Origin of the sequence: Streptomyces sp. NBC_00988 (genome assembly GCF_045162645.1) — a bacterium.
GTDB lineage: Bacteria > Actinomycetota > Actinomycetes > Streptomycetales > Streptomycetaceae > Streptomyces.
Genome location: NZ_CP108730.1, coordinates 6,877,067 through 6,890,994, shown reverse-complemented (window position 1 = coordinate 6,890,994; position 13,928 = coordinate 6,877,067). Strand labels below are relative to the sequence as shown.

Here is a 13,928-nt window from a genome sequence, read left to right as displayed (position 1 = left end):
CTGCTGGAGAGTTGGGCCTTCGTTGCCTCCGGCTTACCGTGGTCCTCACGGACTCCAACAGGGTTTCCACGTTCCGCTCCAGTGAGATGCGGCTGGGGTGGGCGCCCTCTTTACCCCGGAACCTGCGGTGTCCACTCCCGCTTATGCGAAGACGCGGGATCGCATAGCACTCTTCCGTGCTCGGGTTCTATAGCCGCCAACTGCTCTGCCATCCGCGCGACTTGGAAGTAACGAGGCGTCATCAAGGGTTCACTCACGTTCGCCCGTCCAGCCTTCCCCTTCGCCTGTGGCTGCCCGATGGCCAGGCTGCTCTTGGACTTTTCCGCTCGGCTTCACACCCCGCCGTTGCCAGCGACGCATGCGAACGTGGGGACGGACCTTGGACACCGGTCCGGGGCGGTTACCTCCTCCTCTCACTCATCCACTCAGCTGGAGCGACCTCGTGTCGCACTCGCAGGCCTCCCTCAGGATCGGGACCAGGCGGGCGGGGATACGGATCACCGTCTCGTGGTCGGGGATTCCCTTCGCGTGCCCGGGTGCGGTGCGGTCCGCGCATTGGGCTCGCGTTGCCTCGTCTGCCGTGTAGCTCTGGATCACGATGTCGTGGGTCTCCTGGTCCACCCAGGCTGTGGGTGACCCGTTCTTGCCGGTGTCAGGGTCGATTCCGATGAACTGTAGGTCCATGGCTGTCTCCACCGTTGAGGTTGTGCGCCGATGTGCGTCAACATCTCCCCTCGTGGGATGTGTCGTCAAGGGCGCAATCCAGCCTCACTCCTTCCTGAAGACGTGTGTGCACATCGGTGCACATTGCTGGCGCTGGCGTCCATCGCACTCCTAGCTTCAAGAGGCACGACGACACCCGGCGACCATGCGAACGGCCCCGGGCGTGGCCGACTGGGCAGGGGCCGACATGGTGAACCGCACTACCGCAGCATCCGAAGGTACTGAGCGCCGGCAAGCCGATCGCCCTGATATCCCGGTCATGCGCGAGACCGTGCAGATTCTGCTGGACCCAGACGCCGTGGCGCTGCCCCCAACCGCTGATGAGCTAGAGACGCTGACGCAAATGGTTCGGGGGCACCTGGAGCTGCTCATCCCCGAGGTCGAGCAGTCCGTCAGGCGGTTGAAGAAGGACAGCATCCCCCGGTACTGCGCGCTCGCCTGCGTAGGCGAGGCGCGGGGAAAACTCCGTGCCTCGCCGATCCGTAGATTCGGCGTCGAAGTCGGCTATGCCCGACGCCTGGCACGCACCCTGAACGCTCTGTGCGACCACTACGAGAACCTCGGCGTGCGCCCGTGACCGCGCCCATCGACGACACCTCGATGCGCTCCGCCGAGTGCGCGGTGGCCGCCCTGGACGGATACCAAGAACTGCACCACGACTGCCGCCAGACCAAGGACATCCCACTGCCCCACGGGGCCGGCCTGGTCCTGGTACGACGCTGCACCTGCCCCTGCCACACACAGATCGCGGGTGCGTCATGACCCGGCGCTTCTGCCGCTACTGCGACGAGCCGATCACCGATCCCGACGACGCAGTTCACCTCTGGCACGAGGAGAGCATGAGCGGACCGGGGCGGGACGTGTGGGCACACCGCGAGCACGCCGACCTCGTCCAGCCGGACACCACGCTGGTGCGCATCCTGGCTCGCGTACTGCTCACGGAGCGGAGGAGGTCCTGATGCAGAACAACCCCGATGACACGACTCTGCCAATGGTCCCGCTGTTTGCAAGCTCTTCTTTGGGCACTAGCGCACCAGCGTTTCGGGGCTCCACTGACGTACCAAGTTGATCTGGCTCCACCGGTATGACGACACAGTTCAGGCCCGGGTCAGGAGGGCCTGCACATCGCATCTTGCGGCGTGATCGGAGAGGGGATGACTTCGTTCCGGGCTGGTAAGCGGGTCCGTTTGCGCGGTATCGAGCCCGAGGACTGGACGGCGTTCGGTCGCCGGGCCCTCAACATCGTGCCGAAAGTCGTCCTGGTCGGGCACCTCAGAGGAGCTGGAGCACCTCGGCCAGCGCACCGGGACGCTGGTCAACGGGCAAGGGATCGACTAGGTGGACCTGGCATCCCAGTGTGGCGGCTCCGACGTCCGCGACAGGCTCGTCTCCCACCATGAGTGCATCGCCGGGCGCCACTCCGAGCTTGTCGCACGCCATCTGGAAGATCCGGGGATCGGGCTTCTTCACCCCGCGCTCGAAGGAGAGGAAGTAGGCGTCCACGAGGTCGTCGACACCGTGGTCGCGGAAGACAGGGCGCATGTCCCAGCCGATGTTGCTGACGACAGCGACCGGGATGCCCCGCCCGCGCAGGGTGCGGAGGGTTTCCTCGGTGTCGGGATAAGGCAGCCATGCCCCGGACACTTGGGAACGTTCGTACAGGGCCTCGGCCAGGTCAGCCGCAGGCGGTTTCGCTTCCCGGGCAAGGGCGGTGAAGGCAGCGCGGTGTCGTTCGGCGGTCAGATCGCGCTCCCGCCACAGCGCCTCCAGACGGGGCGGCACCGTGCGCGGAGGAACCCCTCCGGGCTGAGCCCCGAACTCTTCCAACCGGCCGACGCACGCGTCGAGTTCACCCTCGGGCACCTCCAGACCGGCCTTCGTCGCCACCGCGCGCAACCACTGCGCGGCCGATTCGATCCGGAAGAGGGTCCCGGAGAAGTCGAACATCACACCCTTGATCATGCAGCCGATCCTGGCGGCGCCGACGAGCCAGCCGCAAGCCCAAGACGATCAAGAAGCGGAACCACCCGATCGAAGTGGGGCCAAATCGCCTTGCCACAGGGGCGTGAATCACACCAACACGCCCTCTGCGACCCGCGGCTGGGGCCAAAACAACTCCGTGCGCTGGAGCCCAAAACGAGTGCTTACAGACGATGACACGGCTCCGCCAACGGTCACGCCATTCGTGATCGTCCAGATCAGCCATTGCTGTGGGAACGTCGTGCGCTTTTCGCTGGTCAAGTCGCCATTGGCAGAAGGCCACTGCGGCATCATCCCCAGACTTGTACCGCGGCCACCGGCGCCCAGTGGGGTCCGTAGCCTCAACCCTGCGTACGGTGTCGGTCAGTTCACGGGGCCCCCGCCCGGAGCAATCCACAGCTACGCCCACGCCAAGCCGTGCGTCGACTGGCCGTCCCTGCCCGTGCCGGTGCCCCCTCAGGACTCAAGCGCTTGAGCTGCCAGCACTTCCCGCAGCCTCAGGAACGACTCGGCTCGTAAAACCCCTCGTCACGAGCCGCTCATACGCCCAGATCACCTCGTCGGGTACGACCTGTTGGATCATGAAGCCTTGAGCTGGGTAGATCAGCAGCCGTTGAAGAGATCCGACGAGCATGTCGATGACAAGCCGTGCGTCCTGGATTGAGTCCGCGTACTCCGAGAGCGTCATGGGAGTCGACGCACTCATGAACTCCACCTCAGGCCAGAGCTTGCGGGCCGTGGCATAGGCCCGACGTTCCTCGTAGGGCTTGCTGACGAGAAGCACGGAGGACACCTTGATTCCGCGCTCTTTGAGCAGGGCGCGGGACAGGGTGACGTTCTGCCCGGTATTCCGGGCATGAGGCTCGACGAGGATGGCGTCCGCGGGAACGCCGAGTTCAAGCGCACGGTCCCGATAGTGCTCGGCCTCGCCGCGCGGCATGCGGCCCTGTGTCGTCCGGCTGGTCGCGCCCGTGAAGACGATCAGTGGCATCATGCCGCGCCGGTACAGGTCAACGGTGGTGTCGGCTACGCCCAGGTCATGGCTGCCAAGACCGAGGCCGACCGAGCAGGGACGCGGCTCGTGATGCATCAACTGGAAGTCCCAGAGAAGCCGGGCATCTTCCCAGTCCTGAGCGGAGATCACGCGGAACCTTCCTTGGCCTTATCCCGGGCGGAGTCGGGGACTTCGAACTCGTACTCCCACGCGAACCGCGAGGCTGCGTGGATGCCGACGGCGAACTCGACCACTGTTCCATCTGCGGTGTATGTCGTCCGGTGAAGCTCAACTACGGGTTCACCGGAGGGAAGTTGTAGGAGTTTCACTTCGTCTGCTGTCGGCACGCGAGCGAACAACGCCTCTTTCATGTGGTCGATCTCGTACCCGGCGTCGTAGAGCACCCGGTATCCGCCGCCACGGCCGGCGGGGCCTGGCGTTGGGTCGACGATGCGGGTTCCTTCGACGTGTTCGGGCCTGTAGTAGCTGGTCAAGGTGTGCGTCGGTTGCGTGCCCTCCTTTACGAGGCGAGCGCGTGCGTACACCCGTGAGCCAACTGGGACGCCGAGCCCCTCAGCGATCACCGTGTCCGCCGCGACGCGGTTGACGGTCTGCGTCTGCTCGTTCCGGTCGTAGGCACGCCCCGACGCCACGCGATCAGCGATGAACGCGACTTCGTCGCTGTCCCGCCATTTGACCTTGTCGTAGCGGGTGATGCCGAGCCGTTTGAGGGCAGAGCGCGGACGCACGATCGTGCCGTGGCCTCGTGTCGATGTCACGAGGCCTTCGGCCTCAAGTGCCTTGTACGCCTGATGGACGGTGGCCTTCGAGCCTTCGCCGGCCTCTACAAGCTCCCTGATCCGGGGCAACTGAGCCCCTGGTGCGTAGTCGCCATTCCTGATCTGTTCCGCGATCCGGTCCGCCAGTTCACGCCACTTCGGTGCCACAGCAGAACTCCCTTCGACACGCACTAGTGAAGCACAGTCCTAGGACTGTTGACAGTCCTAGGACTGCGATGCCATAGTCCTCTCATGCCGCTCGCAGTCCTAGGACAGTGGGAAGGTGGTCGCCGTTGGGCTCCGCCATGGCATGTCGGTTCGGGATAGCGCCTAGCACGCCTTGGGGGCCCTGAGCTGGTCGTTCCTTGACAACTCAACAGAGTGCATCTGAGGGAAATCCGCCACACCCCGCAAGCAAGAGGGCGGGCGCGTACGGGTCCTGTCCCGTGCGCGGTACAGCACAACCGCCCCGATGGTCGCAGGCCGGGTTCAACTCCCGGTCGGGGCACTGCGGCCGATCTTCGGTCGCGCCGCGCAGCCTGCGCGGCTTCACCTTCAACGACGCGGCCCCGGTGCTGGAACACCGGGACCGCTGTTCGGGCCGTTCACCTGTGGAAGGACACACGACCCAATGGACCACATCGTCACTGTTCAAGATGCTGTTACCGCGTTCGCCGACTTCATGGAGCCGACGGACGCCGAGCTGGACGCGATCGAGCTGGAGATGCCCGTGATCCTGGCGGACGTCGACCTGCTGGACGCGCAGATCATCACCATGGACCGCACCCCCACCGAGCTGGACGTGCGGCGTATCCGCCGGGCCCGGCGCCGTCTGCTGACCGCGCTGGCGGGCCAGGCCGCGACCGCGCACCGGGGCGGTGCGGCATGAGCGGACAGAACGCCGCGTGGGAGTTCACCGCGCAGATGTCCGTCTGTGAGGGCCGTTGGCGCCTGTACGTGGCACTGATGAACACCATCGAGCGGTGGCCCGACTACTGGTTCACGCGCACCGTCCCGACGTTCACGGACCGTATGCGGGCGCTGCTCGTGCTCGGTTTCGAGCCGGTGCCGGGCGCCGAGTGGGAGTGGACCGAGGACAGCGAGACCCCCGACGACCCCGCCTCCCCGGTGGTCCTGATCGCGGCGATCCGGGTGCGTTCATGGTCGGGGGTGAGTGTATGAACGCCGCTCACATCCGTTCAGCGGAGCGGGCGTTGTCGGCCGGCACGTGGCTGATCGTGGCGGGCGCGATGCTCTACTCGATCCTCACCGTCACCCCGCTCGCCTCCGCCCACACCCCCACCCAGTGGGCCTGGACCGCACCCATCCTGCCCCTCGTGGTGGATGCCGCCGTGGTCATCGTGGTCCGCCTCGACGCGGTGCTCGCCCGGCTCGGGGGCAACGGCGGGCGGTGGCCCATCGCGCTGCGGTGGATGACCGGCTGCATGACCCTCGCCCTCAACGTCGCCGACTCCGCACTGAAGAACGACCTGGTGGGCGTAGCCGTGCACGCGGTCGCCCCGCTGCTGCTGATCGTCACGGCAGAGACCGGACTCGCCTACCGGCGGGCCATCACCGCCGCCGTGCTGGCGCTGGAAGCCAAGCAGCAGGCCGAGCGGGAGGCCCGTGAGCGCGCCGCGATCGAGCGGCGTGACGAGGCCGAGCGGCGGGCCCGTGAGGAACGCGAGCACACGGCGGCACTCACCCGTGAACAGCGTGAGCACGAAGCCCGTATGGCCCGCGAGCAGGCCGAGCGGGAAGCCGCCGCACGGCGTGAGGAACGCGAGTGTGAAGAGGCTCGGGAGCGTGCCGAGCGCGAGCAGCGTGAACGCGCGGACCGTGAGCGTGAACAGCGGGAGCGGGAGCGTGAACGCCGTGAACGTGAGGCCGCCGAACGCACGGAACGCGAGCAGCGAGAGCATGTTGAGCGGGAGCGTCGTGAACAGAGCGAGCGGGAGGAGCGGGCCGCGCGTGAACGCGCCGCGCTGCTGTCTGCCGGCCCCGCCACGGAGAAGCTGTCCGAGGACGACGCCCGCGCGATCGTGGCCGCCGCGCACGCGGAGGGCATGTCGGTGCGCACGGCTGCGGAGTTGTGCGGCTGGTCGGTGGGCTGGGTCTCGACCCGCTACGCCGAGCTGCGCGGCGCGGTCAACGGCGTTCCGGTCGATCTCGCCGGTACCGGCCGCTGATGACCACCGCGCACGCGAGTGGCTCGCTGCCCGTGTACCGATGGCGCCTCGCCCTCCCTCGCCTCGCTCGGCGTGTGCGTGCCGTGCGCCGACTCCAACTGACCTGAGGGAGAGCCCTGATGGCACATCGTGACCCACCGAGGATCATCGCCCCGCACATTCCCGCCGACGTCTACCGCCGCGCCGAAGCCACCGGACAGCCGGTCGTCGTCATCGTCCACACCACCGACCACAACGGGCGCCCCCTGGGCCACTACCTGTTCCCCATCGTCATCGCCGGAGCCGCCGCCATGGGCTGCTGGGGACTGGTCGCCGCCCTGTGCGCGCTACTCGACACCGCCGCCCACGCGGTCACCGTCATCGCCCAGACCACCGGCCCCCTCAGCATCGGCGGCATCACCCTCAAGCTCGCCCGCCCCAAGCACTGAACCGCTTCCGCCCACCCCTGAAACGGGCGGAAGACGTAGACGGCCCGCACAGACCCCGACCCCCCTCGCGTGTGGGTGCACATCCCCCGGTCCGTGAACGGCCGTTGAGGGCCCCGCGAGGGGGTTGCACAGCCTAATTTTCCGCCGCTCTACGCGCGCGTGCGCGTAGGGCCCCCACCCCTCCCCACCGCTCAACTCTGCAACATCGCAGGTCAGATGCGGTTGCAGGGGTGCAACCGGTGCTGTCGACGCAACCGACAGCACCGCCCCTGCAACCCGACGGGCCGGTGACGCCACGCGACGGCGCACCGGCCCTCATCCACGGTCTTGGAGGACCCTTACGTGGACTGGAAGCAAGCATGGTCGACCACCACCAACACCACCACCACGGCTCTCGATTCACTCGCCCCGGTGTGCGCTCCGTTCGCGGCCCGCTGGGACCTTGAAGCCGAGCGGCGCAACAAGCTGCGCACCCCCGAGCACCTGAAGACGCTCATGGCCGCGCAGAAGGAACACAACGCCGCGCGCTCCACACACGCCACCGCCAAGTCCCAGCAACACGCCGCCCGCGCCGCGTCCAACAACCCGTTCACGGCCGGCCGCCGCGCCGCCCGCGTCGCAGCCAAGGCAGCCCTGAGCCACGAACGCGACACCCGCGCCAAACTCAAGACCGCGCGCGTGAACTACCCCACCACCCTCAAGGCCCGCGCCATCCAAGCGCACTCGATACACGCCGTGCCCAGCACGATCGCCTCCGCGCTCATGTCCACCGCGCACCTCACCCTCTGGCCGGCCACCACATCCGTCGTGCTCATCGGGGCGAACGTCGCCGCCCTCGCGCTCGGTCGGCGCAGGCTGCGGGTGCCGGTGGACGAGTCGGTGTCGGTGGAAGAGCGTCAGCTCATGGAACGGCTCGACCCGTCGTACTGGGTCGAGCACGCCCCGGATCGTGGTCTGTCGGGCACGGTCACCACGCCTCCCGCGATGGAGCCGGGCGGCATCCGCTGTGAGATCCGGCTGGACGGCACATGGACGGTCAAGACGCTCGCGGACAAGGCCGACTCCGTTCGTGCGCTGCTCGGTGCCCGCACCGCGCTGCGCATACGGATCACCTCCGCCTCCCGGGGCGGCTGGGCCGTTCTGAGTCTGGCGACCCGTTCGGCAGCCGCGGGCGTCCCCTCGCTGTGGACTGCGGATCGTATTCCGTCCGACCCGCTGATGATGAACCTTGGTCTGGACACCGAGACCGGGGATGAGGTCCTGATCCCGTTCGACGAACGGCTGTTGGTGTCCGGCGCGTCCGGTACCGGCAAGTCCTGGTCGTTCCGCCCGCTCATGGCCACCGCCCACCTGCGCGGGGATCTGCTCCTGATCGACGGCAAGGGCGAAGAGGCCAACATCTGGGAACCGGTCTGCCGCGTCGCCGTGGAACGCGACGACATCACCGACGCCGTGGACCAGGCGCACGCGGAGATGACCCGCCGCAAGACCGACATGAAGGCGCGCGGCATCAGCGTGTGGGACGGCCCTCAGCTCACCGTCGTCGTCGACGAGGGACAGGTGATCCTCGCCCTGATCACCAAGGACAAGGACCGGCTACAGCGGCTGATCGAACTGTCTTCGCTCGGCCGCTCGCGCGGCGTCGTCCTGTGGTGGGCCACGCAGTACCCGCTGACCGACGGCGGGGCGCCGGGCGTGCACAAGCTGATCGCCCCCAACCTCCTCACCCGGTTCTCGCTGCGGGTGGCCGGCACGACACAAGCCCAGGTCGCCCTCGACGACTGCGCGCACTACGCACCGCACCAGATCCCCGACGGCCGCGAATACCGAGGCCACGGCTACCTCAAGGGCTACGGACCGCGCATGCTGCGCACCTGGACCCTCGACGACGCCGGCGTACGCGCCCTGCCCAAGTCGATCTGGACTCCCGCGCAGACGTCGGGCGGCATGTCGCCGCGCACGCCGCTGCACCTGGTCAAGAACACGGCCGCAGCGACTGGGGCGGCGACCAACCGGGACAAGGTGCTTGCTGCGGTGCAGTCCGGGGCCCGCACCGCCAAGGACGTGGCCGATGCGACCGGCCTCAACAAGGGCACCGTCTCCCGCGAGATCAAGACCCTCACCGAGAGCGGAGCCCTGCACCGGACCCCCGACGGCAGGCTCCTGCCCGGCCAGCAAGCGGCCTGAGCACGAACGACAACGGCGGCCCCCATCCGACCAAGAACCGGGACCGCCGCCAATCCAGCACGCACGTAGAGAACTGGAGACCTCCAGCATGACCCAACCAACCGACATTCGGCGAGAACACCTGCCTACCGCTCTCGACCTGGCAGCCTCGGGCGTGCCGCCGCTGCCTCTGCGGGCCGGAAAGGTGCCGTTCGGTAACTGCCCGGCCTGCGCCAAGAACGCCTGTGGTGGCCGACCGAACATGAAGACTGCCGGCCCCTGCATGTGCCCCGGCGTCTGCCACGCGTGGGCCGCCGCCACCACCGACCCGAACGTCCTCAACTCCCCCCAATGGGCGACCGCGTGGAGGCACGCAGCGGCGGTCGCCTATCACCCCGGGGGCGCCGGCCTGACCGTCGTGGACCTCGACAACACGGACGCCATCACGTGGGCCCGTGCCAGCCTGCCCGCCACACGGACCGTGCCGACGACCCGCGGTGAGCACTGGCTCTACCTGGGCGCCATGCCTTCCGCCAACGCGGTCCGGCCCGGCGTGGACGTCAAGTCGCTCATGTCCTACGCCCGTTGGCTCGGTCCTGGTACTGGCACCCTCACGGTCCTGCCGGACGTCGTACGCGCGCTGATCGTGAAGGAGCCCGCCCCGGCCCGGCCTGTGGCCGTCGCCGTGCCCGCACCCGCTGCAGGCGGACAGTGTCCTCACCGCACGCCCACCTATCTCGACCGTGGCATCGCCATGGCCGAGCAGCGCATCAGCGAGGCCCGTGAGGCGGTCCACACCGTCGTCTACCGGACGTTCCTCGCCGTGCTCTCCACGCATGGCCGGTGCGGCTGCCTCACCGAGACGCACACCGCGCGACTGTTCACCGCCGCGCAGGCCAAGGGCGAATCGGCCCGGCACTGCACGGACGCGTGGACCAACGCCCTGACCACGTTGGGACTGAGCCATGTCTGAGGACGACAAGACTCCCGGCCGCGAGGTCATCGCGGACTACGCGCAGGAGCACTTCCGCTACTTCCGCACCGCTGACGGGACCGTCTACGCGCAGAAGAAGGGCCACCCCGTGGCTCGCCCGATCCGCTCCCAGGGAACGATGGGCAGCCACCGCCAGGAACTCATGGTCGGCCTGTTCAAGGACGGCATCGGCGTGTTCAACGGCTCCGCCCTCAAAGAGGCGTTGGACCTGATCGAAGCACTCGCGCTGACCGAGGACGTGCAGCCGGTCCATATCCGCGTCGCCCCCGGATTCGACGGGGCGACCTGGCTGGACCTGGGCCGCGACGACGGGCAGTCCGTCCGCATCCACCCTTCGGGCTGGGACATCACCGTCCCCGACCCGCATGAGGTGTGCTGGCGGCGCACTCAGCTCACCGGGGAACTGCCCCTGCCCGTCAAGGACACCAACGGCAAGGGCATCGACCTGCTGATGCGGCTGTGCAACTTCGCCAACGCCGAGACCGAGTGCCTGGCCATCGTGTGGCTGATCGGCTGCCTCGGACCGTCCGTGCCCGTCCCCGCACCGTTCCTCACCGGACCGCAGGGAGCAGGCAAGTCGACCGGAGGCCGGATGCTCACCCGGATCATCGAGGGCATGAGCGGTGACCTGCGCCGGGCGCCGAAGGACGAGGAAAGCCTGATCGCGGCAGTGGCGGCCGGCTGGGTCACCGCCCTGGACAACCTCTCCCACGTGACGCCCGACCTGTCGGACGCGATGTGCTGCATCGTGACCGGAGCCGAGAGCGTCAAGCGGGCCCTGTTCACCGACGGGGACGTCTTCCGCGTCGGCTACCGCCGCCCGCTGCTCCTGACCGGGATCGACGTCGGCGTCATCCGGCCCGACCTCGCGGACCGGCTCCTGCCCCTGCGCCTGGAACGCCCCCGCGTGAGGCGCACCGAGGCCGAACTGTGGAGGGACTACGCGGAAGTCCTCCCCGTCGTGCTCGGCTCGCTCCTGGACCTCACGGTCAAGGTCCGTGCCGCCGAGGCCGAGACTCCCACCGATCTACGGATGGCGGACTTCGCACACCTGTGCGCGCAGTTCGACGCGGCAACCGGCCTGGGAGCACTGGCCGCGTACCGGGCGAGTCTGGACGACCTGAACGACGACGTGATCGAGGGCGACCTGCTGGCACAGACCGTCCTCAAGTACGCCGAGACCATCGAGCCGGGCGGCGCGCAGCGGATGACGTCCACGGAGTGGCTGTCCTGCCTCAGCCGCCTCTACAGCGGCGACGACTGCCGTCCCCTGCCCAAGGGATGGCCGACCACCGGCAAAGTCCTCTCCGACCGCCTCAAGCGCCTCCAACCCACGCTCGCCGCCCGGCGCGTCCTCGTCGACGCGGGCCGCACCAGCGCGGGCCGCTACCTCGAAATGACCCACACACTCCCCCCGGCCCCGCACGAGCAGGCACGGGCGTTCTGACCGCACGCTCACCCGGACAAGCAAGAAGAGCACCACCGGCGAGGCGTGCTCCTCTTGCTGTTCGGCGCCTGCGCCGCCCCAAGGACGTGCCGCGCAGCGGCTCCTTCTTCGCTCTGTGAGCCGCACCCAACTACAACAAGGCAGCCCCTTCTTTGTCCTAAGAAGGAAGACGCTGCGTCATCCGCGTCATGCCAGCCGGAAAACGGCATGTGACCTGCGGCAACAGGCATGACGCAGACGGCTTGCTCTGCGTCATCCTGCGTCACCTGCGTCATCCGATGACCCAGCCCATGACGCCGGCATGACGCACGCTCTAGCCACTACGTCAGGCAAAACCACAGGTCAGAGCCCTAAGTGACGCGTATGACGCCGTGACGCAGAAATCCACACCTCGGACAGACGCGAGCTTCAAAACCTCGAAGCCAACTCCATTCACAGGCCCCGCCCAGCCGGAGGTAGCCGCGTGCTCACCCTCTCCCCCGCCGACCAGTTGCTCTACACCCCCGAGGAAGCTGCCACAGTCCTCCGCTTCGGCCGCTCCACCGTCTACGAGCTGATGGCCGAAGGCGCCCTGAAGTACGTCAAGCGAGGCCGCTCCCGCCGCATCCGCCGAAGCGACCTTGAGTCATTCGTGAACGCCATGGAACCCCAGCCCAACTAACGCACGCGCACCCCTAGGCGGCCCCGGACCAACGTCCGGGGCCGCCTCCCGCATGAAGGAACACAGAGGAACACATGAGCCCCCGCAATCCGAACATGGAGTCATCCGTCTACGAAGGCAGTGACGGCTGGTGGCACGGCCGCGTCACCATGGGCGTCAAGGACGACGGAAGCCCCGACCGACGCCACCGCCGGGCAAAGACCGAAGCCGAAGTGCGCCGCAAGGTCCGCGAGTTGGAGAAGCTCCGGGACAAGGGGCGCGCCCCGAAGGCCGGCCGCAAGCCGACCGTAGAGCAGTGGATGACCACGTACCTGACCGACATCGCGAGCCTCAAGCTCAAGCCCCGTTCCCTGGACGACTACTGGTCCAAGACCCGCAACGACATCGTCCCCGGCGTCGGCCAGCACCGCCTCGACAAGCTCGCACCCGAGCACCTGGAACGGATGTACCGGAAGATGCTCGACAACGGCCACGCGCCATCCCACGTGGTCAAGGTCCACCGCATCCTCTCCCGCGCGCTGAAGATTGCTCACCGCCGCCGGATCATCGGTGAGAACGTGGCCACGCTCGTGGACCCGCCCTCGGTCGACGAGACCGAGGCGAACCCGTTCACGACCGAGCAGGCAAAGGCGTTCCTGCAAGCCGCCGCCAAGCGGCCCACCTTCATGCGCTGGTGCGTGGGTGTCGGGATGGGCTTCCGCCAAGGGGAGACCCTGGGCCTCCGGTGGACCTACGTCGACTTCGAAGCCGAGTTGTTTCACCCCAAGTGGCAGCTTCAGCGCCTCACTTGGCGCCACGGGTGCGCGGAGGCTCACGCCTGCGGTGAGCGCTTGCACCGATTCGAGCCGTGCCCCCCGGAGTGCCGGACGCACAAGAACTACAAGCGTGGCTGCCCCAAGCCCTGTCCGAAGGACTGCCGGCGGCACGCTACTGCCTGCCTTGATCGAAAGGGGGGTGGCCTGGTCTTCACCCGTCCGAAGACCAAGAAGAGCACGAACCCCGTGCCGATCCCGCCGCCGTTCGTCCCCTACCTTCACGCGCACAAGGAGCAACAGGAGGAAACGCGCGCCGCCGCGGGGGACGCGTGGCAGGAGTTCGACGCGCTCTTCACACGCTCGGATGGCCGCCCCCTCGACCCGCGCGCCGACTGGGAGGAGTTCAAGGAACTGCTTGAAGAGGCGGGCATCACAGACCGCCGCCTCTACGACGGGAGCCGTCACACCGCCGGCACGATCCTGAATGAACTCGGGGTCGACATGCCCACGATCATGGAGATCCTGCGGCACACCCAGATCAGCCAGACCCGGCGATACGTGAAGGGTCGGTCGCACCTCTCAAAGGACGCGATGCGACGCATGGGCGACCACTTCATGCCCGCGTCCGAACCGGCGCCAGAACCCGCGACTGAGACCAGAACTGAGACCGTCGACCGCCGCGCGGCCCGCGCTCAGCGCCGCCGCCGTATCCGGTAAAAGCAAAAGCCCCAGGTCACGGCGAGTGAGTCCTGAGGCTTCGGCAGAGCCGCCTTCGGGATTCGAACCCGAGACCTACGCATTACGAGACCGAG

16 protein-coding genes are annotated in these 13,928 nt (G+C 67.8%); 12 read left to right on the top strand and 4 right to left on the bottom strand.

Features of this window, described 5'->3' with window-relative positions:
• Positions 1 to 417: 417 nt before the first annotated feature.
• Entirely contained in the window at positions 418 to 684 is a 267-nt protein-coding gene (locus OG496_RS31695) for a hypothetical protein (protein ID WP_405973359.1), read from the bottom strand.
• A 202-nt stretch (positions 685 to 886) separates the two neighbouring features.
• On the opposite strand from OG496_RS31695, the gene OG496_RS31690 reads away from it, so the two are divergent.
• The 3 genes from OG496_RS31690 to OG496_RS31680 are packed head-to-tail and all read left to right on the top strand — an operon-like array spanning position 887 to position 1,682.
• Positions 887 to 1,300, top strand: a complete 414-nt coding sequence (locus OG496_RS31690) for a DUF6415 family natural product biosynthesis protein (RefSeq protein ID WP_405973358.1) — start codon at positions 887 to 889, stop codon at positions 1,298 to 1,300.
• Positions 1,297 to 1,485 (top strand): hypothetical protein, encoded by a 189-nt coding sequence (locus tag OG496_RS31685; protein ID WP_405973357.1) that lies wholly within the window; start codon positions 1,297 to 1,299, stop codon positions 1,483 to 1,485. Before OG496_RS31690 ends, OG496_RS31685 begins: the two co-directional genes overlap by 4 nt.
• Entirely contained in the window at positions 1,482 to 1,682 is a 201-nt protein-coding gene (locus OG496_RS31680; protein WP_405973356.1) for a hypothetical protein, read from the top strand. The genes OG496_RS31685 and OG496_RS31680 overlap by 4 nt, the downstream gene beginning before the upstream one ends.
• Before the next feature lie 313 nt (positions 1,683 to 1,995).
• On the opposite strand, the gene OG496_RS31675 is transcribed toward OG496_RS31680, so the two are convergent.
• The 3 genes from OG496_RS31675 to OG496_RS31665 form a co-directional block, all read right to left on the bottom strand.
• Positions 1,996 to 2,685, bottom strand: coding sequence for an HAD family hydrolase (locus OG496_RS31675; protein WP_405973355.1), 690 nt, complete (start codon positions 2,683 to 2,685; stop codon positions 1,996 to 1,998).
• Between the two features lie 481 nt (positions 2,686 to 3,166).
• Entirely contained in the window at positions 3,167 to 3,847 is a 681-nt protein-coding gene (locus OG496_RS31670; protein WP_405973354.1) for a YdcF family protein, read from the bottom strand.
• Entirely contained in the window at positions 3,844 to 4,644 is an 801-nt protein-coding gene (locus OG496_RS31665; protein WP_405973353.1) for a GntR family transcriptional regulator, read from the bottom strand. The genes OG496_RS31670 and OG496_RS31665 overlap by 4 nt, the downstream gene beginning before the upstream one ends.
• 463 nt (positions 4,645 to 5,107) lie before the next feature.
• On the opposite strand from OG496_RS31665, the gene OG496_RS31660 reads away from it, so the two are divergent.
• The 9 genes from OG496_RS31660 (at position 5,108) to OG496_RS31620 (ending at position 13,833) form a co-directional block, all read left to right on the top strand.
• Complete coding sequence (locus OG496_RS31660) at positions 5,108 to 5,365, top strand: DUF6284 family protein (protein WP_405973352.1); 258 nt, start codon at positions 5,108 to 5,110, stop codon at positions 5,363 to 5,365.
• A complete protein-coding gene (locus OG496_RS31655) occupies positions 5,362 to 5,658 on the top strand; it encodes a DUF6303 family protein (protein ID WP_405973351.1) in 297 nt (98 codons plus the stop codon). The genes OG496_RS31660 and OG496_RS31655 overlap by 4 nt, the downstream gene beginning before the upstream one ends.
• On the top strand, positions 5,655 to 6,665 hold the full coding sequence (locus OG496_RS31650; protein ID WP_405973350.1) for a DUF2637 domain-containing protein: 1,011 nt from the start codon (positions 5,655 to 5,657) through the stop codon (positions 6,663 to 6,665). Before OG496_RS31655 ends, OG496_RS31650 begins: the two co-directional genes overlap by 4 nt.
• 119 nt (positions 6,666 to 6,784) lie before the next feature.
• Positions 6,785 to 7,093 (top strand): hypothetical protein, encoded by a 309-nt coding sequence (locus OG496_RS31645; RefSeq protein WP_405973349.1) that lies wholly within the window; start codon positions 6,785 to 6,787, stop codon positions 7,091 to 7,093.
• A 342-nt stretch (positions 7,094 to 7,435) separates the two neighbouring features.
• Positions 7,436 to 9,280 carry a helix-turn-helix domain-containing protein gene (locus OG496_RS31640; RefSeq protein ID WP_405973348.1) on the top strand — a complete coding sequence of 615 codons (1,845 nt, stop codon included), beginning with the start codon at positions 7,436 to 7,438 and terminating at the stop codon, positions 9,278 to 9,280.
• An 88-nt stretch (positions 9,281 to 9,368) separates the two neighbouring features.
• On the top strand, positions 9,369 to 10,232 hold the full coding sequence (locus tag OG496_RS31635) for a DNA primase (RefSeq protein ID WP_405973347.1): 864 nt from the start codon (positions 9,369 to 9,371) through the stop codon (positions 10,230 to 10,232).
• Positions 10,225 to 11,700, top strand: a complete 1,476-nt coding sequence (locus OG496_RS31630; RefSeq protein ID WP_405973346.1) for an ATP-binding protein — start codon at positions 10,225 to 10,227, stop codon at positions 11,698 to 11,700. Before OG496_RS31635 ends, OG496_RS31630 begins: the two co-directional genes overlap by 8 nt.
• Before the next feature lie 463 nt (positions 11,701 to 12,163).
• Complete coding sequence (locus tag OG496_RS31625; protein WP_405973345.1) at positions 12,164 to 12,361, top strand: helix-turn-helix domain-containing protein; 198 nt, start codon at positions 12,164 to 12,166, stop codon at positions 12,359 to 12,361.
• 74 nt (positions 12,362 to 12,435) lie between these two features.
• Positions 12,436 to 13,833: a tyrosine-type recombinase/integrase gene (locus OG496_RS31620; RefSeq protein ID WP_405973344.1), complete on the top strand. Its 1,398-nt coding sequence runs from the start codon at positions 12,436 to 12,438 to the stop codon at positions 13,831 to 13,833.
• Positions 13,834 to 13,928 lie beyond the last annotated feature (95 nt).

Bases quoted from the DNA above. Each gene is read 5' to 3' on its own strand.
- OG496_RS31695 (WP_405973359.1), bottom strand. From the start codon at position 684: ATGGACCTACAGTTCATCGGAATCGACCCTGACACCGGCAAGAACGGG.
- OG496_RS31680 (WP_405973356.1), top strand. From the start codon at position 1,482: ATGACCCGGCGCTTCTGCCGCTACTGCGACGAGCCGATCACCGATCCC.
- OG496_RS31675 (WP_405973355.1), bottom strand. From the start codon at position 2,685: ATGATCAAGGGTGTGATGTTCGACTTCTCCGGGACCCTCTTCCGGATC.
- OG496_RS31660 (WP_405973352.1), top strand. From the start codon at position 5,108: ATGGACCACATCGTCACTGTTCAAGATGCTGTTACCGCGTTCGCCGAC.
- OG496_RS31655 (WP_405973351.1), top strand. From the start codon at position 5,362: ATGAGCGGACAGAACGCCGCGTGGGAGTTCACCGCGCAGATGTCCGTC.
- OG496_RS31650 (WP_405973350.1), top strand. From the start codon at position 5,655: ATGAACGCCGCTCACATCCGTTCAGCGGAGCGGGCGTTGTCGGCCGGC.
- OG496_RS31645 (WP_405973349.1), top strand. From the start codon at position 6,785: ATGGCACATCGTGACCCACCGAGGATCATCGCCCCGCACATTCCCGCC.
- OG496_RS31635 (WP_405973347.1), top strand. From the start codon at position 9,369: ATGACCCAACCAACCGACATTCGGCGAGAACACCTGCCTACCGCTCTC.
- OG496_RS31630 (WP_405973346.1), top strand. From the start codon at position 10,225: ATGTCTGAGGACGACAAGACTCCCGGCCGCGAGGTCATCGCGGACTAC.
- OG496_RS31620 (WP_405973344.1), top strand. From the start codon at position 12,436: ATGAGCCCCCGCAATCCGAACATGGAGTCATCCGTCTACGAAGGCAGT.